Raw genomic sequence first — 14,198 nt, forward strand, 5'->3', positions numbered from 1 at the left:
GATGGGAACGTGGAACGCCCTGTCGAGCGTCGTCACGGTGCTGGCGGGGTGCGGCGTCGTGCTGCTCGCCGTCGGATGCTTCTGGCCGAGCGATGATTCTCCGCGTACCGGGCACGTCGAGCGATGGAACGGCGCGAACTCCGGGTCGCCGATCGCTCGGCTCACGGACTGGAGCTGTGCCCCGCCCGCCCGGTCCTTCACTACGGCCGAGGCTCACCACTGGATGCAGATGCATCGCGATCACGACTGCCCGCGCAAACGTGAGGCCTTCGCCGCGCTGGTCGCGGCCGGTCGCATTCGTCCCGATTCCACCCGCCCGAACACTTTCAGGAGCGAAGACGATGAGTGATAGTGAGACGAATACCTCGGCATCGCAAGCAGATCCGATGCCGGAACGCATTCCCGAGCTCACGGCGCGCGCCGAAACCGCCGGCTACTGTCTCCTCCGTAGCGTCCGCCCGCAACCGGAATGGAAACTGCTGGACAGGGAAAGCGGGGAAGAGGTCTTCTGCACCGCTGAACTCGACGCGATCGAACAATGGCTCGAGTCGTGATCCGTACTATCGCGACGTCGATGTGGCCGCACGCCGCCGACCACGCCCCGCGCGGTGGCGGCCGGAAGGTGCGACCCCGCCCTGGCGCACCAGGCGCCGCCGGGTCACCTCGTCGGTCCGTGTGGGGATTCTCCGGGTTCGTCCCGGCGCCAGGGAGGCGACTGCGACCAGTGCGCTCGCCCCCAGTGCGGCGGCCAGCGGCACCAGGGTGTTCGCGGTCAGCGGAAGAGCCATGACTGCCTCCTCGTCGTCGGGTCGGCAGAGCACACGACCGATTCGCACGCTATCGGGTGATTCGGACTCGCGGCAGAGCGACACGCCGCCGCGCATTTCGCCCGGTGCGCCGGGTTCGGCGGCGAACACCGACGCCAGTCTCTGTAACGTGTTCTAATTCTGTGATGACCGGCCTACAGGGATGGGTGGATCCGGCCTTCGAGGCGGTCCGCGAGGTGTTTGCCGCCAACCTGGGCGAGGGGCGCGATCTGGGCGCCTCCGTGGCGGTGTGTGTGGACGGGCGCGCTGTGGTGGATCTGTGGGGTGGTGTCGCAGACGAACGCACCGGGCGGGCGTGGGAGCAGGACACGGCCTGCGTCGTCTTCTCCTGCACGAAAGCGGTCACCGCGACGGCGGCTCTCGCCGTCGCGCACGACCTCGGCATCGACCCGGACGAGCCGGTCGCGGGGTGGTGGCCCGAGTACGCGGTCGCCGGCAAGGAATCCACGACGCTCGCCGACATGTTGACCCATCGCGCCGGGCTGCCCGTCTTCGAACAGCCGATCACGGTGGCCGAGGCCGCCGACGCGGAACTGATGGCACGCACCCTCGCGGCGCAGCGCCCGATGTGGCGGCCGGGTAGCGAACACGGTTATCACGCATTGACTTTCGGCTGGCTCGTGGGCGAACTCGTACGCCGCCATACCCAGTCGACGGTCGGTGAGTATGTGCGCGGCCACTTCGGTGCGGATCTGCGTATCGGTGTATCCGCCGACGAGGCCGCCCGAGCGGCACGCCTGGCCCGCCCACCCGCCGCCGAGATGGTGTGGACCGACGACAGCGGGCCGATCGATGCGGACGCGGCGGCCCGCGTGGCGGAGGCGTATCGTGATCCGGATTCGCTGCTGATGCGCTCCTCTTCCAATCCCACTGCGGCATACAATAATTCGGATGTGCTGGCGGGTGGGTGGCCGGCGTCGGGTCTGGTCGTCACAGCTCGCGCTCTCGCCGGCTTCTATCGCGACCTCGTCGCGGGAACGCTGCTGCCGCAGGCGGTCCTCACCGAGGCCACGCGGGAGCGGGTGCGCGGGGTGGACGCGGTGCTGCAACTCGAGACGGCGTTCGGCTGGGGATACATGCTGCCGTCGCAGAACTTCGTCCTGCCGGACACCGCGGCACCCACCGCGTTCGGACACCCCGGCGCGGGCGGCTCGATCGGCATTGGTGATGTCGCCAACCGGGTGGCGATCGCCTTCGTTCCGAATCTGCGCCGCGACTGGCTCGCCGGTGACCGGCGAGCCTACGACCTGGTCGCCGCCGTCTACGACTGCCTGTGATCGTTGCCGGAAGGCTTGGCCGCCGGCAGGATTCAGGCGAATGCGGCCGCTCTGCGGAGGGCGTCGAGGGTGGTCTCCGGTGAGGTGTTGAAGCAGAACCGGATTCCCGGCGCCGCCTCGGCGAGGAGATTGACCACGCGCTCGAAGAGCAGGGTGTGCTCGGGTATGGCTCGCACCGCCCCGCCCACCATGACGAGGTCGAACGACCGGGTCGCCAGCACTGCCCGGATGTCGTTCTCGGCCTCGTCGGGCGACGCGGAGACCAAGCACGGTGTGATGTCGAATTCGGTGTCGCGCAACGCGGCGTTGGCGGCGTCGACCCTGGCGGTGAGTTGCTCCTCGTCCAGATCGGGAAGACGACTGTAGTCCAGCGCTCGTGGATGCAATCCGATGGTCAGCGCGCGGAGCCGGGCGGGATCGGTCATCGTTTCTCCTCCGAGAAGGGGTGAGAGCGTGTCCACGTGGGACGATGGGCCTGTTCGGCAATTTAGCTTTGAAAGCAAAGGTATTTGAGGGAGAAGGGTATGTCAACGGAGCACGACGGGCTGTCCCTGGACGAGAGCGTCCGGGCGATGGTGCTGCTCATGCCGCGACTGGTCGGCCGGGCGAAACGCCTGCCGGTGCCCGACGCCCTGCGATCGTTCGATCTGGCGCCGCGCCATCTGTCGTTGTTGACGTACGTGCTGTTCGACGGGCCGCTCACGGTCAACGAGCTGGCGAGGCGACTGGAGGTGGCGCCGACCACCGTGAGCCTGATGATCGGCGACCTCAGCCGCCAGGGCGTCCTGGAACGCCGCACCGACGACAACGACCGGCGGCGCACCCTCGTCGCGATCGCCGACGCGCACCGAAAGGCGGTGGCGGACTGGCTCGGTGGCGCGGATCGGGGGTGGCGCGCCGCGCTGGGCCCGCTGACCGCGGAGCAGCGGGCCCTGGTCATCGCGACACTGCGCGCCTACGAGGAAGCGGTCTCCGCCGGCTGACGTCGAAAGGGCCTGTCAGGGCTCGAGATCGACGACCCCGGTGCCGCTCGCGATGTCGAACGGCACCGACACCTGGTCGTGCACGATCAGCCAGGTGCCGTCGATCTTGCGCATTCCGTAGGTGACCCGGACCCACATACCGCTGTTGGCCACCCCGTTCTTCATCGTGCCGTGCAGCCGGGCGAAGGCGTGCCCGAATGCCACGTCCTCGCCCACGGTGAACGTCAGATCGCGAATCTCGTAGTCCACGTTCTCGAAGAACAGGAAAACCTTGGCCCAGTTGTCGAGTTTCGCGGCGATCCCGACGTGCTGGAGTGGCGGTTCGACATCGAAGGACACGACGTCGGTCGCGTACGCCTGCCGCACGGCGTCGAGATCCTTGGCGCGCAGTCCGTCGGCCACCCGGTCGATTTGGCGGCGGATCTCGGCTTCGTCGGCCGCGAGCCGGTCGGCGCGGGACTGAAAGTCGTTGGATACGGTCATGTTCGGCTCCTCAGGAATTGGCGAGAGTGGTTTCGGCGCCGGCCCGCAGCGGGGCCAGTGCGGTGCTCCACGCGACGACTTGGTCCAGTGTTTTGTCCAGCGCGGCGGCGTGATGGTCACGCGGGGTGAACGTGGTGTGGTTCTCGAAATCGGTGAGCACCGAGATCGAGACCTGGTAGCCCACATCGGCCATCCCCAGCGAGCTGCAGACCGCCCGCAGCTGCACGACCGCGCGGGCGCCGCCGTTCGCGCCGTAGGAGACGAATCCGACCGCCTTGTCGACCCACTCGGCGAAGACGTGATCGAGGGCGTTCTTCAGCACCCCCGGCATCCCGCCGTTGTATTCGGGGGTCACCAGCACGAAACCGTCCAACGGTGCGATCCGCTCGGCCCAGGCCCGGGTGTGCGCGTGCACCGAGGGGCCGAACACCGGCGGCACCGGCTCGTCCAGATGCGGCAGCGGGTGATCGCGCAGATCGATCAGTTCGAACTCGGCATCGCCGCGACGCGATGCCGAGTCCAGAACCCACTGCGCGATCTGGGCACCGTTGCGGTTGGGGCGGGTACTGCCGAGGATGATGCCGATTCTGGTCATGTCCGGAGCTCCTGGATGGCTGAAAACTGGTACGTCCTTTCGACGACGCAGCCGTCCGGAATGTCAGGCGATGGTTGTGCCCGGCGGCTCGCGGGCGTGACGGTGGGCCGGGACCCGGTTGCGCGGTGTGGGGATCGGCGCTGGTTACGATCGGCTTCATGCTGCGAGGACTTGCTGGTACAGCCGTGGTGGTCGGTGTGGCGCTGGGCGGTGCCGCCGGACCGGGTCTGGCCGAACCTGCCCATACCGCGTTCGCCGCCGGCACCGAGGGACTGGATCCGCTGCTGGCCGCCGCCTACACGATGGCCGAAAGCCAGGCCCACCAGCAGGGTGTTCCGCTCGAGATCGTGTCCGGGCACCGCACCCGCGACGAACAGGAACAGCTGTGGGAGCAGGGCATCGCCACCTACGGCGGTCCCGACGCCGCGCGGCGGTGGGTGCTGCCGCCGGACGAATCCACGCACGTGACCGGTAAGGCCATCGACGTCGGCCCGCAGCAGGGCGCGCAGTGGTTGCAGGACAACGGAAATCGGTGGGGGCTGTGCCGGACGTTCGACAACGAGTGGTGGCACTTCGAGTTGCAGACCTTCCCCGGCGGCGCCTGCCCGCCCCGGTGGCCCGACGCCAGTGTCCGTCCGCATCGGTAGCGCGAAACTCGCGAATCGGATAGCTACCAATCGGTATTCAGCAAACTTTCGGAGACACGCCGATTGTCCTGTCCAATACCGGTGTGGCGCACTCGCGGATGGGGCACTGTAAATGTCTGGCGGTTTCCCGGCAGACGGGCCGGGACGCTCGAAGCGATGGAGGTTCGGGTGCAAGGGCGGGTTCCGGTACGGCGGAGCGGTGCGATACGTGGCAATGCGGTGCACAGCGAGACCGGACCGGACATACCCACGGTCCAGCTGATCCCCGAGACCGGTCTGGCCTCCATACCGTGCGGATGGCTGCTGCCGGAACTGCCCACCGCCCTTCTGATCGCGGTCTTCGTCGGCACCGGCTGGGTCGGCTACGCCGCCTCCGACCGGCCGATTCCCGATCCGCCGCTGACCGTCGTGGTCGCACCCGGCGACCGGGATACGCTGTCGGTCACCTTCGGCGACCGGTGAGCCCCGCCGGGTGCGAATGTGCCCGGCGCGCAACGAATCCCGTTCAGCTGGTCGGTTCCAGCGCCTCGTCGAAAGTGATGCCGCCCTCGACGGTGTGCGGGGTGCGGCGCCGGTTGGGCGAGCCCAGGGCGGTGGTCAGATCGGAGCCGTCGTGTTCGGCCAGCAGCGCCGAGGAATCCCATACCAGCAGCGTCGCGCTGACGGTGTTCTCGGCCGCCGAATGCGCGAGATCGTAATGCGCGCACGCAGGCACGTGATCGTAGGTGATCCACAGGTCGTAGCCGGTCATGAACAGGTCGAGATCGAAATCGACCGACAGGCCGAGCAATTCGCTGCGACCGTTGTCGTCGACGCCGGCGAACGCCTCGTCCAATGCGAGCAGTCGCGGCGCCTGCGGATCGGCCGAATCCAGCATCACGTGCGCGGCGGCGAACAGCGGAAGATGCAGCGACACCGACTGTTCGCCACCCGAGAGCGCGCTGTGCCGCGCGACGGTGAGCCGATCCTCGGAGCCGTCGGCGGTCACCAGAGTGAATGAGAACACCCGCCAGGTCCGGTAGTCCAGCGTGGTGGCCAGAATCTCCGGATAGGACCGTTCCGGATGCGCCGCGCGTGCCGCCCGGATCTCCGCAGCGAAATGCGCACGCACAGTAGCCAATTCGTCGGGACCCAGATCGGCAGCGGCGCGGTCCAGCAGTTTGCACACCGCGCGCGCCGACTCCGACAGATTGTCCGCCAGCACCCAGTGCACCCCGATGGTGTTGCCCGAGGACATGCGCCGCTGCTTCATCTCCGCGCCCATCCGGCCGATGAGATCGCGGGCGTCGCAGGTGCGTTCGTGGATCTGCTGCGCCAGCCCGGTCAGCAGCGCGTCCTCGAGAATGCGCCGCTCGGCATCGGTCAGCAGCAGTTCCTGATCGGTGCGGGCGGCGGCGATGCGGTCGGCGAAATCGGCCAGTGCCGCCATCCCGTTGTCGTCGTGCACCTGGACCACGGTCAGGCCGTCGGCCGCGTCCCATTGCAGGCGGTAGTCCTGGCGCGCGGAGGCCAGGGCGGCGTCGAATTCCTGCAGCGCCGCGGTCACCGCGCTGCGCGTCGACTTGCGGGCGGACTCCCCGGCGCGCACGGAAGTGGTGGCGGCGCAGAGGTTGTCGAACAACTCGTGCACCTCGACGGGCAGGACGGCGGTCTCGTTCTCCGGCCCGCCGGATTCGATCCGATACAGCAGCTGATCGGCGGTCGACCAGGCCGCCGGCGAACTCGGCCACCGGCTCTCGGTGGGCGCGCCCAGCAGCGAGAGCAGATCGGGCCGCGCGTAGGGCGCGAGTTGCCGGACGTCGGTGAGCAATTCGGTCAGCGCGGTGCCGAGCGACTCGTGGGCGGCGCGATAGGCGCCCTCGGCCGAACCGACCGCTTCGATCGCCTCGGCGGCGGCCTTGCGAGCGGCCCGCTGTTCGGCGCGGGCGGCGTCGATGCGCTCACGGGCCTGCTCGAGTTCGCGGTCGATATCGGCGGTGTCGGCGCCCAGCGCCTCACGCAGCGTCTCGAGTTTGCGCAACTGCTCCTCGTACCCGGCCCTCGCGGCTTCGGCCTCCTCGGCGAAAGCCTCTGCCAGATCCCGGGATTCGGCGAGCCGGTCGCTGGCCTCGCGGGCGCGTTCGGCCTCGCGCTGCTGGTCGCCGCGCAGCCGCAGCAGGGCGGTGCCGGTGTTCTCGAAATGGCGGACGGCCGCGGCGAGCGCGTCCAGCTCCGCGGGATCGCGAGGCGCGTTGCGAGAGGCGGCGACCGCGCGCACCTTCTTGTCGGCCGCGGTGAACGCCGCGACCGCCTGGTCCAGATCGTGTTCGGCCTGCGCCGCCGCCTCGGTATGCGAGCGCAGGACTCCCGCCGCCTCGGACACCGAACGCAGCGCGGCGATCACCGCACTGCTGCGCGGCAAGTCCTTCGCGGCGGCCGCCAGCCGGGCCAACTCGCCGGAGGCCTCATCGGCGTCCGCACGAGCGGTCTGTTCGGCCTGTTCGGCGGCGGCGATCTCCTCGGCCAACTCGGCCAGGCGCCGCTCCCGGCGTCGGGCCCGGGCGGTGGCGCCGATGAATTCGGCCTGCTGCTTGTGGTGACGGCCGAGCTGCACGCCCTGCCGGAAACCGCCGTCACCGCCGACGGCGACCAGGTCGCCGACATGGGAGTCGTTGTCGCTCAGTGCGATAGAGGCCAAGATATCGGTGAGGTGGGTGCGCGAGACCGCGGCGATCGGCGAATCGGCATCGTCGCTGACACCGTCCTCGACGACCAGCACCTGCGCGAGAGTGGGACCATCGGGACGGGCGGTGTGCGGGAGCGGCGTCAGGTAGATGTCCGAATCAACCTGCGGCGCTTCGTCATTCGTACCGACCCAGGCGTCGAGCAAGCCCGCGGCCTGTAAAGCCGCCTCGATCCCGGCGGCGCGCTCGGCACCGATGTCGTCGGCGAAACGCACAAGCCGCCACAGCGGTGCACCGGGACGCGTCGCCCGGGCCTCGGTGCGGCTCTGCGGCGCCGGGGGCGCGTCGTCCTGTTCGGCCGCGACCCGCTGCTGTTCGGCACGCAGCGCCGCGGCGCGATCGCGAGCCTGATCGGCGCTCGCGCGGGCCTGACGGCGGCGATCCCGCAGCGACTCGGTGAGCGATTCGGTGTGCTCGGCCAGCACCTGCGGCAGCGGCGGCGCATCGTCGCCGCCGGCCTCGGCGAGGGCGGCGTCGAGCGCCTCGAACAATCCGGCGGCCACGGGGGAGTACAGCTCACCGTGCGTGTTCCACCAACTACGCAGGGAGGCAGCGGTATTCGCGCGTGCCAGCGCCACCGCGGCCTCCGCCTCGGCCAATTCGGCGGCCGCGGTGTCGCGCCGGCGGGCCGCACGCTCGAGGGCTCGTTCCGCGCGGGTGCGGTCGGCCGCGGCGGCATCGGCCACCGTCATCGCCTGGCGCACCGCGCGCACATCGGCGTCGCGTTCCTCGGCGTGGCTGCGCACGGTGGTGGTGAGTTGTTCGGTGCGCGCCTGTTCCGGCAGGGCGGCCCAGGCGATTCCGGCCTCCTCGGCCGCCGCGCGCAGTTCGTCCTCACCGCGGGCCAGAGCCGCGGCGGCGGTGGTGACCGCGGCGGTGGCGCGTTCGTATTCGTCGCCGCGCTGGTCGGCCGCCTGCTGGGCCTTGGTCGCCTTGTCGCGGTGGACCGCCGCCGAGGTCTCGAGCCGTCGCACGGCATCGGCCAGATCGTCGAGCTGCTGCTTGCCCTCGTAGGCGCTGGACCGCTGCAGCGTCTCCCGATCGGTCAGGGCCTGCTCGTAGGCGCGATCGGCCTCCTCGGCGCGATGCTCGGCGGCGTTGCGCTCGGTCTCGCGCCGCTGCCGCAGTGCCGCGGCCGCGAACAGCGCGGTGCTGCCGTGGGTCACCGCGTCCAACCGCGAGCGCACCTGATCCACATCCGACTTCGCCTGGACCGCAAGGTATTTGCGATAGACGTCGACGAAGGTGCGAGTGGCGGAGTCGGCGGCGACCAGCCCCTCGAGCGTGCGGCCGACCTCCTCCATATCGCTGAACGAGCGGGCGGCGTCGAGGATCAGCTGATCGTCGAGCGGGCGCAGGCCGTCGGTGAGGGCCTGCGACAGTCCGCGCGGATCGAGGTTCTTGGCCAGCTGCGGTCGGCGCAGCGTCAGGATCAGATTGATCAACTGGTCGTAGCGCTGCACACCGAGGCCGAACATGCGCGCGTCGATCGCGGCGCGGTAGTCGACGGGGCGGTCCACGATCGCGTCGGTGCCGATCTGCTCGGCCAGCTGTTTGCGGGTGAAGGGCCGGTCGTCGGGTCCGATCAGCGAGAAGTCCACGCCCACCCGGCCGTCGGCGACGAAATACCACCGCGTCACCTTGTCCGAGGACCGGGTCGCGCGCATGCCGATGCCGACGGTGACCACCTCGGGGTCCGACCAGCGCCCGCGCGCGAATTCCATCCAGACATAGGAATAAGCCGAATCCTGTTTGCGATAGAGCAGATTCGACTTCATCGTGCGCTCTTCACCGGCGAACGGATTCAACCGCCGCGGTTCGATGCGGCCGTCGAAGACGAAGGGGAACAACACCTCCAGCGCCTTGGTCTTGCCGGAGCCGTTGGGCCCGCGCAGCACCAGCCGCCCGTCGGCGAAGCAGAATTCCTGATCGCGGTAGTCCCACAGATTGACGATTCCGGCGCGGGTGGGAATGAAGCGGACACCACCGTGAATGAGGTCCATGGTTACTCCGTCCCCTTTCCTGAGGTACTGGATCCCGCGGCGCCGGCCGGTGCGGTCGCCGGTTGCCCGGTGGCGTGCGCGCCCAGCGATCGTGCCGAGGCGAACAATTCGGTTTCGGCCCGCGTGCGCACGGTGACCACCGCGCCCCGATAGCGGGCCAGCGCGGGCAGTGCCAGGACACCGCCGTCGACTATCTCCACGAGAGACAGCCGCGCCAGCAGACCGACCACCTCGGTGGTGAGCCCGCCCACGTCCGCTTGCCATTGAGCGGCGAAGGTCGAACCGTACCGCTCGGTGAGCGCGTGCACCGTCGCGCGAATCCACTCGTCGTCGACGAACGGATGGGTGATCGGCTCGGGACCTTCCTCGTCGGCCGGATCATCCGCGTCGCCGGGTTCCTGCGGCGCCGTGACCAGCGGCGCGAAGACCGTGGCCGCCGGAATGGCGGCATCGAGACCGTCGGCGATGCCGGTGGCGGCGGGCGGGCGCGGTTGCCGGGGCAGCGGATTGTCGATGTCGAGGACCCGGTCGGCGATCTCGCCGATCAGCAGCAACGCGACCTGCGCGAGGGTTCCGGTGCTGGGGAAGCGCACATCGGAGAACCGGCCGGAGGTGTCGATCAAGGCCACGCCCTCACCGCGGCGTTCAGCGCGCAGCCCGGTGAGCAACTCCACTTCCGCCACGATCTTCTCGCTGCCCAGCGCGGATTGTTCTGCCGCACCGAGGGTTTCGGCGTAGACGACCGGCAGTTCGATCAGCGCCCGCCGCACCCGGCGCGCGGCCGCGGCGCGCGATGGCACGGAAGCCGTTGCGGCGGAATCGGTGTCGTCGGCGAGCAGGGTGCGCACACTGTGCAGGTGCTGCAACGCGCGCGGCGGCCGGAAGATCGCGAACACCACCGAGCGGTCGATGTCGTAGAGTGCCTCACCCGCTTCCGGGTCGGCGGCCCAGCCACCGGCGTCGCCGTCGGCGAGGGTCAGGGCGCCGCGGGCGGCCAGCCAGGCCACCGCGTCCACGAACGCATCCCGGTCGGCAGCGCGTTCGGTCGACAGGTCCAGCCCCTCCACCCGCACGGCGTAGGCCGCGACCTGATCGGCCAACTCCGACAGCGTGATCTGATCACCGGCGCGACCGAGCGCCGCCAGGGCGAGCGAGAGATAGGCGTAGCGGCGACGGTCGAAGACACGATCGGCGGGGGTACGGGCGGGACGGCCGGTGTCGAGTCGGTCGGGGATCGGGAACAGCCGAGCCGTGGTCTCGGTGACCTCGAGCCGGTAACCGAGCACCTCGGTCATGTCCTCGCGCAGTTCGGTGGCCCAGCGCCGGATCAACGGCAGCGCAATGCGATCCGGGAAGGTCCGGGTCACCAGATGATTGGCCAGCAGGACCCGCGCGGCGCGCTGGTAGCTGTCCAATGCCAGCGGGTCGATGGTTTTCGCGTGCATCACGACCACCCGGAGGCGGTGCGGGCGCGGGAATTCTCGCGCACCTCGAGCCGGCGGTGATCCAGATACAGCAGACCCTGGGCCGTGCGCACCACCGTGGAGCCGGGATGTTCGCGGACCGTCAGCGTGACGCCGCTGTCGGATCCGGTCGTGCTCACCCGCCCGCTCACGGGCACCCACGCGGTGGAGGCGGCGTCGAGCAGCCGCAGGAGGACCTCGGTTTCACGTTCGTCGAGGACCCGGTCGTGCACATCGGCGGCGGCCAGCGACATCGCGGCCGCCGCGCGGGCCCGCTGCGTCTCCAACTGCGCCTGGCGCAGCCGCCGCACCCCGGCATCGTTGCGCACGAGCCGCGCGGGCGCGCCCGGGGTGGGCTGACGGCCGGTTTCGGCGAGCGTGCGCGCGATCTCCAGCGGCGCTGCCTCCCACCAGGATCGGTGGGCGGGAATGATGTCAGCGTCGGGATGTTCCATCGACAGGTGGCGGGGTTTGCCCAATCCGAAGACGACGTCGAACAGGGCGTGCGCGCTGTCGGTGGTGGGCGCGGCGGCGAACCAACCGGCCAGATGCCGCAGCGCCGACTCCCGGCTCACCCCGCCCTTGCGCGTTTCGGTCACGCGGCGCAGCAGCGACAGCACCGCCGCGATCGCGCTCATGGTCGCCTCCCGCAACCGTTCGGCCTCGGTCGCCGGGGCGGCTTCGCCGCCTTGGTCGGGCGCGCCGCGATCGCGGACCGCGACGAACCATCCGCGCAACCCCTGCCAGCGAGCCCGCCAATCGGCTTCGCGCGCTGCGACGTCCAGCAGCACCCGCTCGTCACAGGACGCGGCGCGGGCGATCAGCGCCTCGGCGCCGGTGTCGTCGACCTCGGCGATCGCGGCCGCCAGCCGGGGCGCGTAGCGGGCCAGATCCATGCTGAATTCGCGCATGTGCGCCAGCAGCGCATCCTTGTGTGCGAGAAAGGCTTCCGGCGTGGCCTCGGTCGTGCGGACCAGATCGCCGAGGGTCAGATAGAAATGCGCCGCGCGGTCGGCCAATTCGGACAGCGCGGTGTCGAGTCGCTTCAGAATTCGGTACACCCGCTCGGCGTCCCCGTCGCGATTGGCCTGCGCCAGTGCCTGCAGATCGGCCAGCAGTTCCGGGAGCACCAGCCGCGACAGCGAGGCCTCGTCCAAGCGCGCGCCCAGGACCTCGTTCACCGCCCGGTACGCCTGATATCCGGCCTGCGAGAACTGATACACGTAGTGCCGGTTGCGATATTCGGCGAGGGTCGCCGCGCGGGTGCCGTCGTAACTGCGTTCCAGCACACCCCAGGTGTGCAGCTGTTCGAGCAGCGGCCCGATCTCGGTGGCGGTGGGATGCGGGACATCCGGCATCCGAGCCAGGGTGTCGGCCACATCGGAGGCATGCAGCAGCACCACATAGGCGGCACGCGCGTGATCGAAGGCGCGCAGCACCCACAGATAGTCGTTGCGCTTGTCGGCGGTGGCGAAGGAGAACAACCGCAGCCGATCCGCGCCCTCGATCACCGTCTCGTCCCGGGTGGGGGAGACGCCGTCGAACAGTGCGGGTTCGGCGGGCAGCAATCGGTCAGCGGACTCGGTCACCGGCACGAGCGTAATACCTGCCCATGCGCCGCGGCGGCGCACCCGGGCCTCGGCGTGCCGTCACCCCGCCTCGGTGGCGACCGCGGAGCGTTCCACGGTCAGCAGGCTCTCCTCGCTGTGCTCGCGATGGTAGGCGGCGCCACCGCCGTTGAGGCCGAACAACCGCTTCGACCACAGCAACCACAGCACCGCTGCGATATTGATCACGAGGGCGCCGGCGCGGACGACGGTGATGCGCTCGGTGAGCTCGTAGATTTCGAGCGGCAGGAACAGCGAGGTGGCGATCACCGCGAAATACTCACCCCAGCGCTGCACGTACCACAGGCCCACGGCCTCCACGAATTCGATGACGGCGTACGCCAGCAACCCCGCCGCGATCCAGGTGAGCACGGTCGGCGACAGCGTCCAGCCCTTCTCGATGAACGCCACGATCTTGGAATTGTCGGGATTCCAGCCGATCTGGTCGGCGAGCGGACGGATCAGCGGCAGCTCGCGATCGAATGCGGCATGCAGCTGCTCCTGCGAATTGCGCACCTTGAACACCCCGGCGGCCAGCACCACGAACACCAGCCCGCGGATCACCCGTTCGGTGGCCAGCAGCCGCATGATCAGCCGGTCGCGCAGCAGCCGCCCGCGCGGCACCTCGGGCGCCGCGTCGGCCGGGCCGCGCCCGCGCGGCTCGCCGATCACGAAGTTCCCGCAGCGCAGACACCGCCAGGCCTCGCCGGCGGCCGTCGAAACATGCAGGCGCGCAGCCAGTTCCGCTTCGTCGGGGGCGTAGGTGGCGTGCCCGTGCCACGAGCAGCTGCGCAGACTGAAGTCCATTCGTCGCAGCGTACAACCCCGGCGGTATCGTGCAATTCAGCGGCGCAGGCGAATCCGCTCAGCTCATCGACAGAACCCGCAGCTGCTCGAGATAGGTGCGGGTGCGGGGATCGGACGGATAGCGTTCGATCATCTCCCGCGCCGCCTCGCCCGCGATCCACAGCAGCGAGGGCAGCGAGCGGCGCTTGCCCTCGAACGCGCGCATCGCCTCGTCGACCGCGAGCTCGAGATCGCGATCGCGGACCGCTACGACGGCCAGGGTCAGCTGTGCCTCGGATACGCGCATCGGCTGACGGACCGAACCGTCGAGGCCCGTGGCGCTGCGGATCACCTGGCGGGCATAGGCTTCCGCGGGGCGGTTGTCACCGGCGACCCGGCAGCAATCCATGGCGTAGAAGTCGAACTTCTGCGCGTCGACCACGAAGTGGTTGTCCAGATTTGCCGGATTGTCCAATAGCCGCAAGATATCTCGGCCGCGTTCGAGGGCGCGTTCCATCGCCTCGCGATCGCCGATGCGGGCCCACGCCTTGGCCTGCTGCGCGGCCAGCTGCACGCCGACGCCCATGCCGCGGCAGTTGTCCAGGGCGGACTCGGCCACCTCGATCGCACCGCGGTAGTTGCCCTGCGTGATGGCGAACCAGGCCGCCATTTCCGCACCCCAGCCGACGATTTCGGGATGGTCGGCCTTACCTTTCTTTCGTGGTGATAGAGCCCGCAGCCATCGGGTTCCGAATCACCTGGGAGCGGTGGGTTTGGCTTCATGGTCGTTGCCGAGGTTCATGG

The 14,198-nt window shown here is 69.6% G+C and carries 15 protein-coding genes; 6 read left to right on the forward strand and 9 right to left on the reverse strand.

The window, feature by feature from the left end; translation table 11 throughout:
- Position 1 precedes the first annotated feature (1 nt).
- Both IG65_RS0130195 and IG65_RS38115 read left to right on the forward strand, forming a co-directional pair.
- Positions 2–349: a hypothetical protein gene (locus tag IG65_RS0130195; RefSeq protein WP_030518356.1), complete on the forward strand. Its 348-nt coding sequence runs from the start codon at positions 2–4 to the stop codon at positions 347–349.
- Positions 342–554, forward strand: a complete 213-nt coding sequence (locus IG65_RS38115; RefSeq protein WP_156055846.1) for a hypothetical protein — start codon at positions 342–344, stop codon at positions 552–554. The genes IG65_RS0130195 and IG65_RS38115 overlap by 8 nt, the downstream gene beginning before the upstream one ends.
- A 6-nt stretch (positions 555–560) precedes the next feature.
- On the opposite strand, the gene IG65_RS38120 is transcribed toward IG65_RS38115, so the two are convergent.
- Positions 561–788, reverse strand: coding sequence for a hypothetical protein (locus IG65_RS38120; protein WP_156055847.1), 228 nt, complete (start codon positions 786–788; stop codon positions 561–563).
- Between the two features lie 164 nt (positions 789–952).
- Between IG65_RS38120 and IG65_RS0130210 the strand changes: the two genes are divergently transcribed.
- On the forward strand, positions 953–2,104 hold the full coding sequence (locus IG65_RS0130210) for a serine hydrolase domain-containing protein (protein WP_030518358.1): 1,152 nt from the start codon (positions 953–955) through the stop codon (positions 2,102–2,104).
- A 32-nt stretch (positions 2,105–2,136) separates the two neighbouring features.
- On the opposite strand, the gene IG65_RS0130215 is transcribed toward IG65_RS0130210, so the two are convergent.
- Positions 2,137–2,529 (reverse strand): hypothetical protein, encoded by a 393-nt coding sequence (locus IG65_RS0130215; protein WP_030518359.1) that lies wholly within the window; start codon positions 2,527–2,529, stop codon positions 2,137–2,139.
- A 99-nt stretch (positions 2,530–2,628) separates the two neighbouring features.
- Here IG65_RS0130215 and IG65_RS0130220 point away from each other — a divergent pair, with 99 nt between their 5' ends.
- Positions 2,629–3,087 carry a MarR family transcriptional regulator gene (locus tag IG65_RS0130220; protein WP_030518360.1) on the forward strand — a complete coding sequence of 153 codons (459 nt, stop codon included), beginning with the start codon at positions 2,629–2,631 and terminating at the stop codon, positions 3,085–3,087.
- A gap of 15 nt (positions 3,088–3,102) precedes the next feature.
- Here the strand turns inward: IG65_RS0130220 and IG65_RS0130225 are convergent, their stop codons facing one another.
- Both IG65_RS0130225 and IG65_RS0130230 read right to left on the reverse strand, forming a co-directional pair.
- Positions 3,103–3,570, reverse strand: coding sequence for a nuclear transport factor 2 family protein (locus IG65_RS0130225; RefSeq protein ID WP_030518361.1), 468 nt, complete (start codon positions 3,568–3,570; stop codon positions 3,103–3,105).
- 10 nt (positions 3,571–3,580) lie between these two features.
- Positions 3,581–4,165 (reverse strand): NADPH-dependent FMN reductase, encoded by a 585-nt coding sequence (locus tag IG65_RS0130230; protein ID WP_030518362.1) that lies wholly within the window; start codon positions 4,163–4,165, stop codon positions 3,581–3,583.
- A 158-nt stretch (positions 4,166–4,323) separates the two neighbouring features.
- On the opposite strand from IG65_RS0130230, the gene IG65_RS0130235 reads away from it, so the two are divergent.
- Together IG65_RS0130235 and IG65_RS0130240 are read left to right on the forward strand one after the other, a co-directional pair.
- Entirely contained in the window at positions 4,324–4,812 is a 489-nt protein-coding gene (locus IG65_RS0130235) for a M15 family metallopeptidase (protein ID WP_030518363.1), read from the forward strand.
- Between the two features lie 219 nt (positions 4,813–5,031).
- The gene (locus IG65_RS0130240) at positions 5,032–5,274 is read left to right on the forward strand and encodes a hypothetical protein (RefSeq protein WP_156055848.1); all 243 of its coding nucleotides are present in this window, start codon (positions 5,032–5,034) and stop codon (positions 5,272–5,274) included.
- Between the two features lie 43 nt (positions 5,275–5,317).
- Here the strand turns inward: IG65_RS0130240 and IG65_RS0130245 are convergent, their stop codons facing one another.
- From IG65_RS0130245 to IG65_RS0130265, 5 genes are all read right to left on the reverse strand, one after another.
- Positions 5,318–9,538 carry a TIGR02680 family protein gene (locus IG65_RS0130245; protein ID WP_030518365.1) on the reverse strand — a complete coding sequence of 1,407 codons (4,221 nt, stop codon included), beginning with the start codon at positions 9,536–9,538 and terminating at the stop codon, positions 5,318–5,320.
- Between the two features lie 2 nt (positions 9,539–9,540).
- Positions 9,541–10,983 (reverse strand): TIGR02678 family protein, encoded by a 1,443-nt coding sequence (locus IG65_RS0130250; protein WP_051757229.1) that lies wholly within the window; start codon positions 10,981–10,983, stop codon positions 9,541–9,543.
- Positions 10,983–12,491: a TIGR02677 family protein gene (locus IG65_RS0130255; protein WP_051757230.1), complete on the reverse strand. Its 1,509-nt coding sequence runs from the start codon at positions 12,489–12,491 to the stop codon at positions 10,983–10,985. The genes IG65_RS0130250 and IG65_RS0130255 overlap by 1 nt, the downstream gene beginning before the upstream one ends.
- Before the next feature lie 159 nt (positions 12,492–12,650).
- The gene (locus IG65_RS0130260) at positions 12,651–13,415 is read right to left on the reverse strand and encodes a DUF2127 domain-containing protein (protein ID WP_030518368.1); all 765 of its coding nucleotides are present in this window, start codon (positions 13,413–13,415) and stop codon (positions 12,651–12,653) included.
- A gap of 58 nt (positions 13,416–13,473) precedes the next feature.
- A complete protein-coding gene (locus IG65_RS0130265) occupies positions 13,474–14,064 on the reverse strand; it encodes a hypothetical protein (RefSeq protein WP_231509526.1) in 591 nt (196 codons plus the stop codon).
- Positions 14,065–14,198: the final 134 nt, after the last annotated feature.

It is taken from the genome of Nocardia sp. NRRL WC-3656, from assembly GCF_000720265.1.
In the GTDB taxonomy this organism is placed as follows: Bacteria; Actinomycetota; Actinomycetes; order Mycobacteriales; family Mycobacteriaceae; genus Nocardia; species Nocardia nova.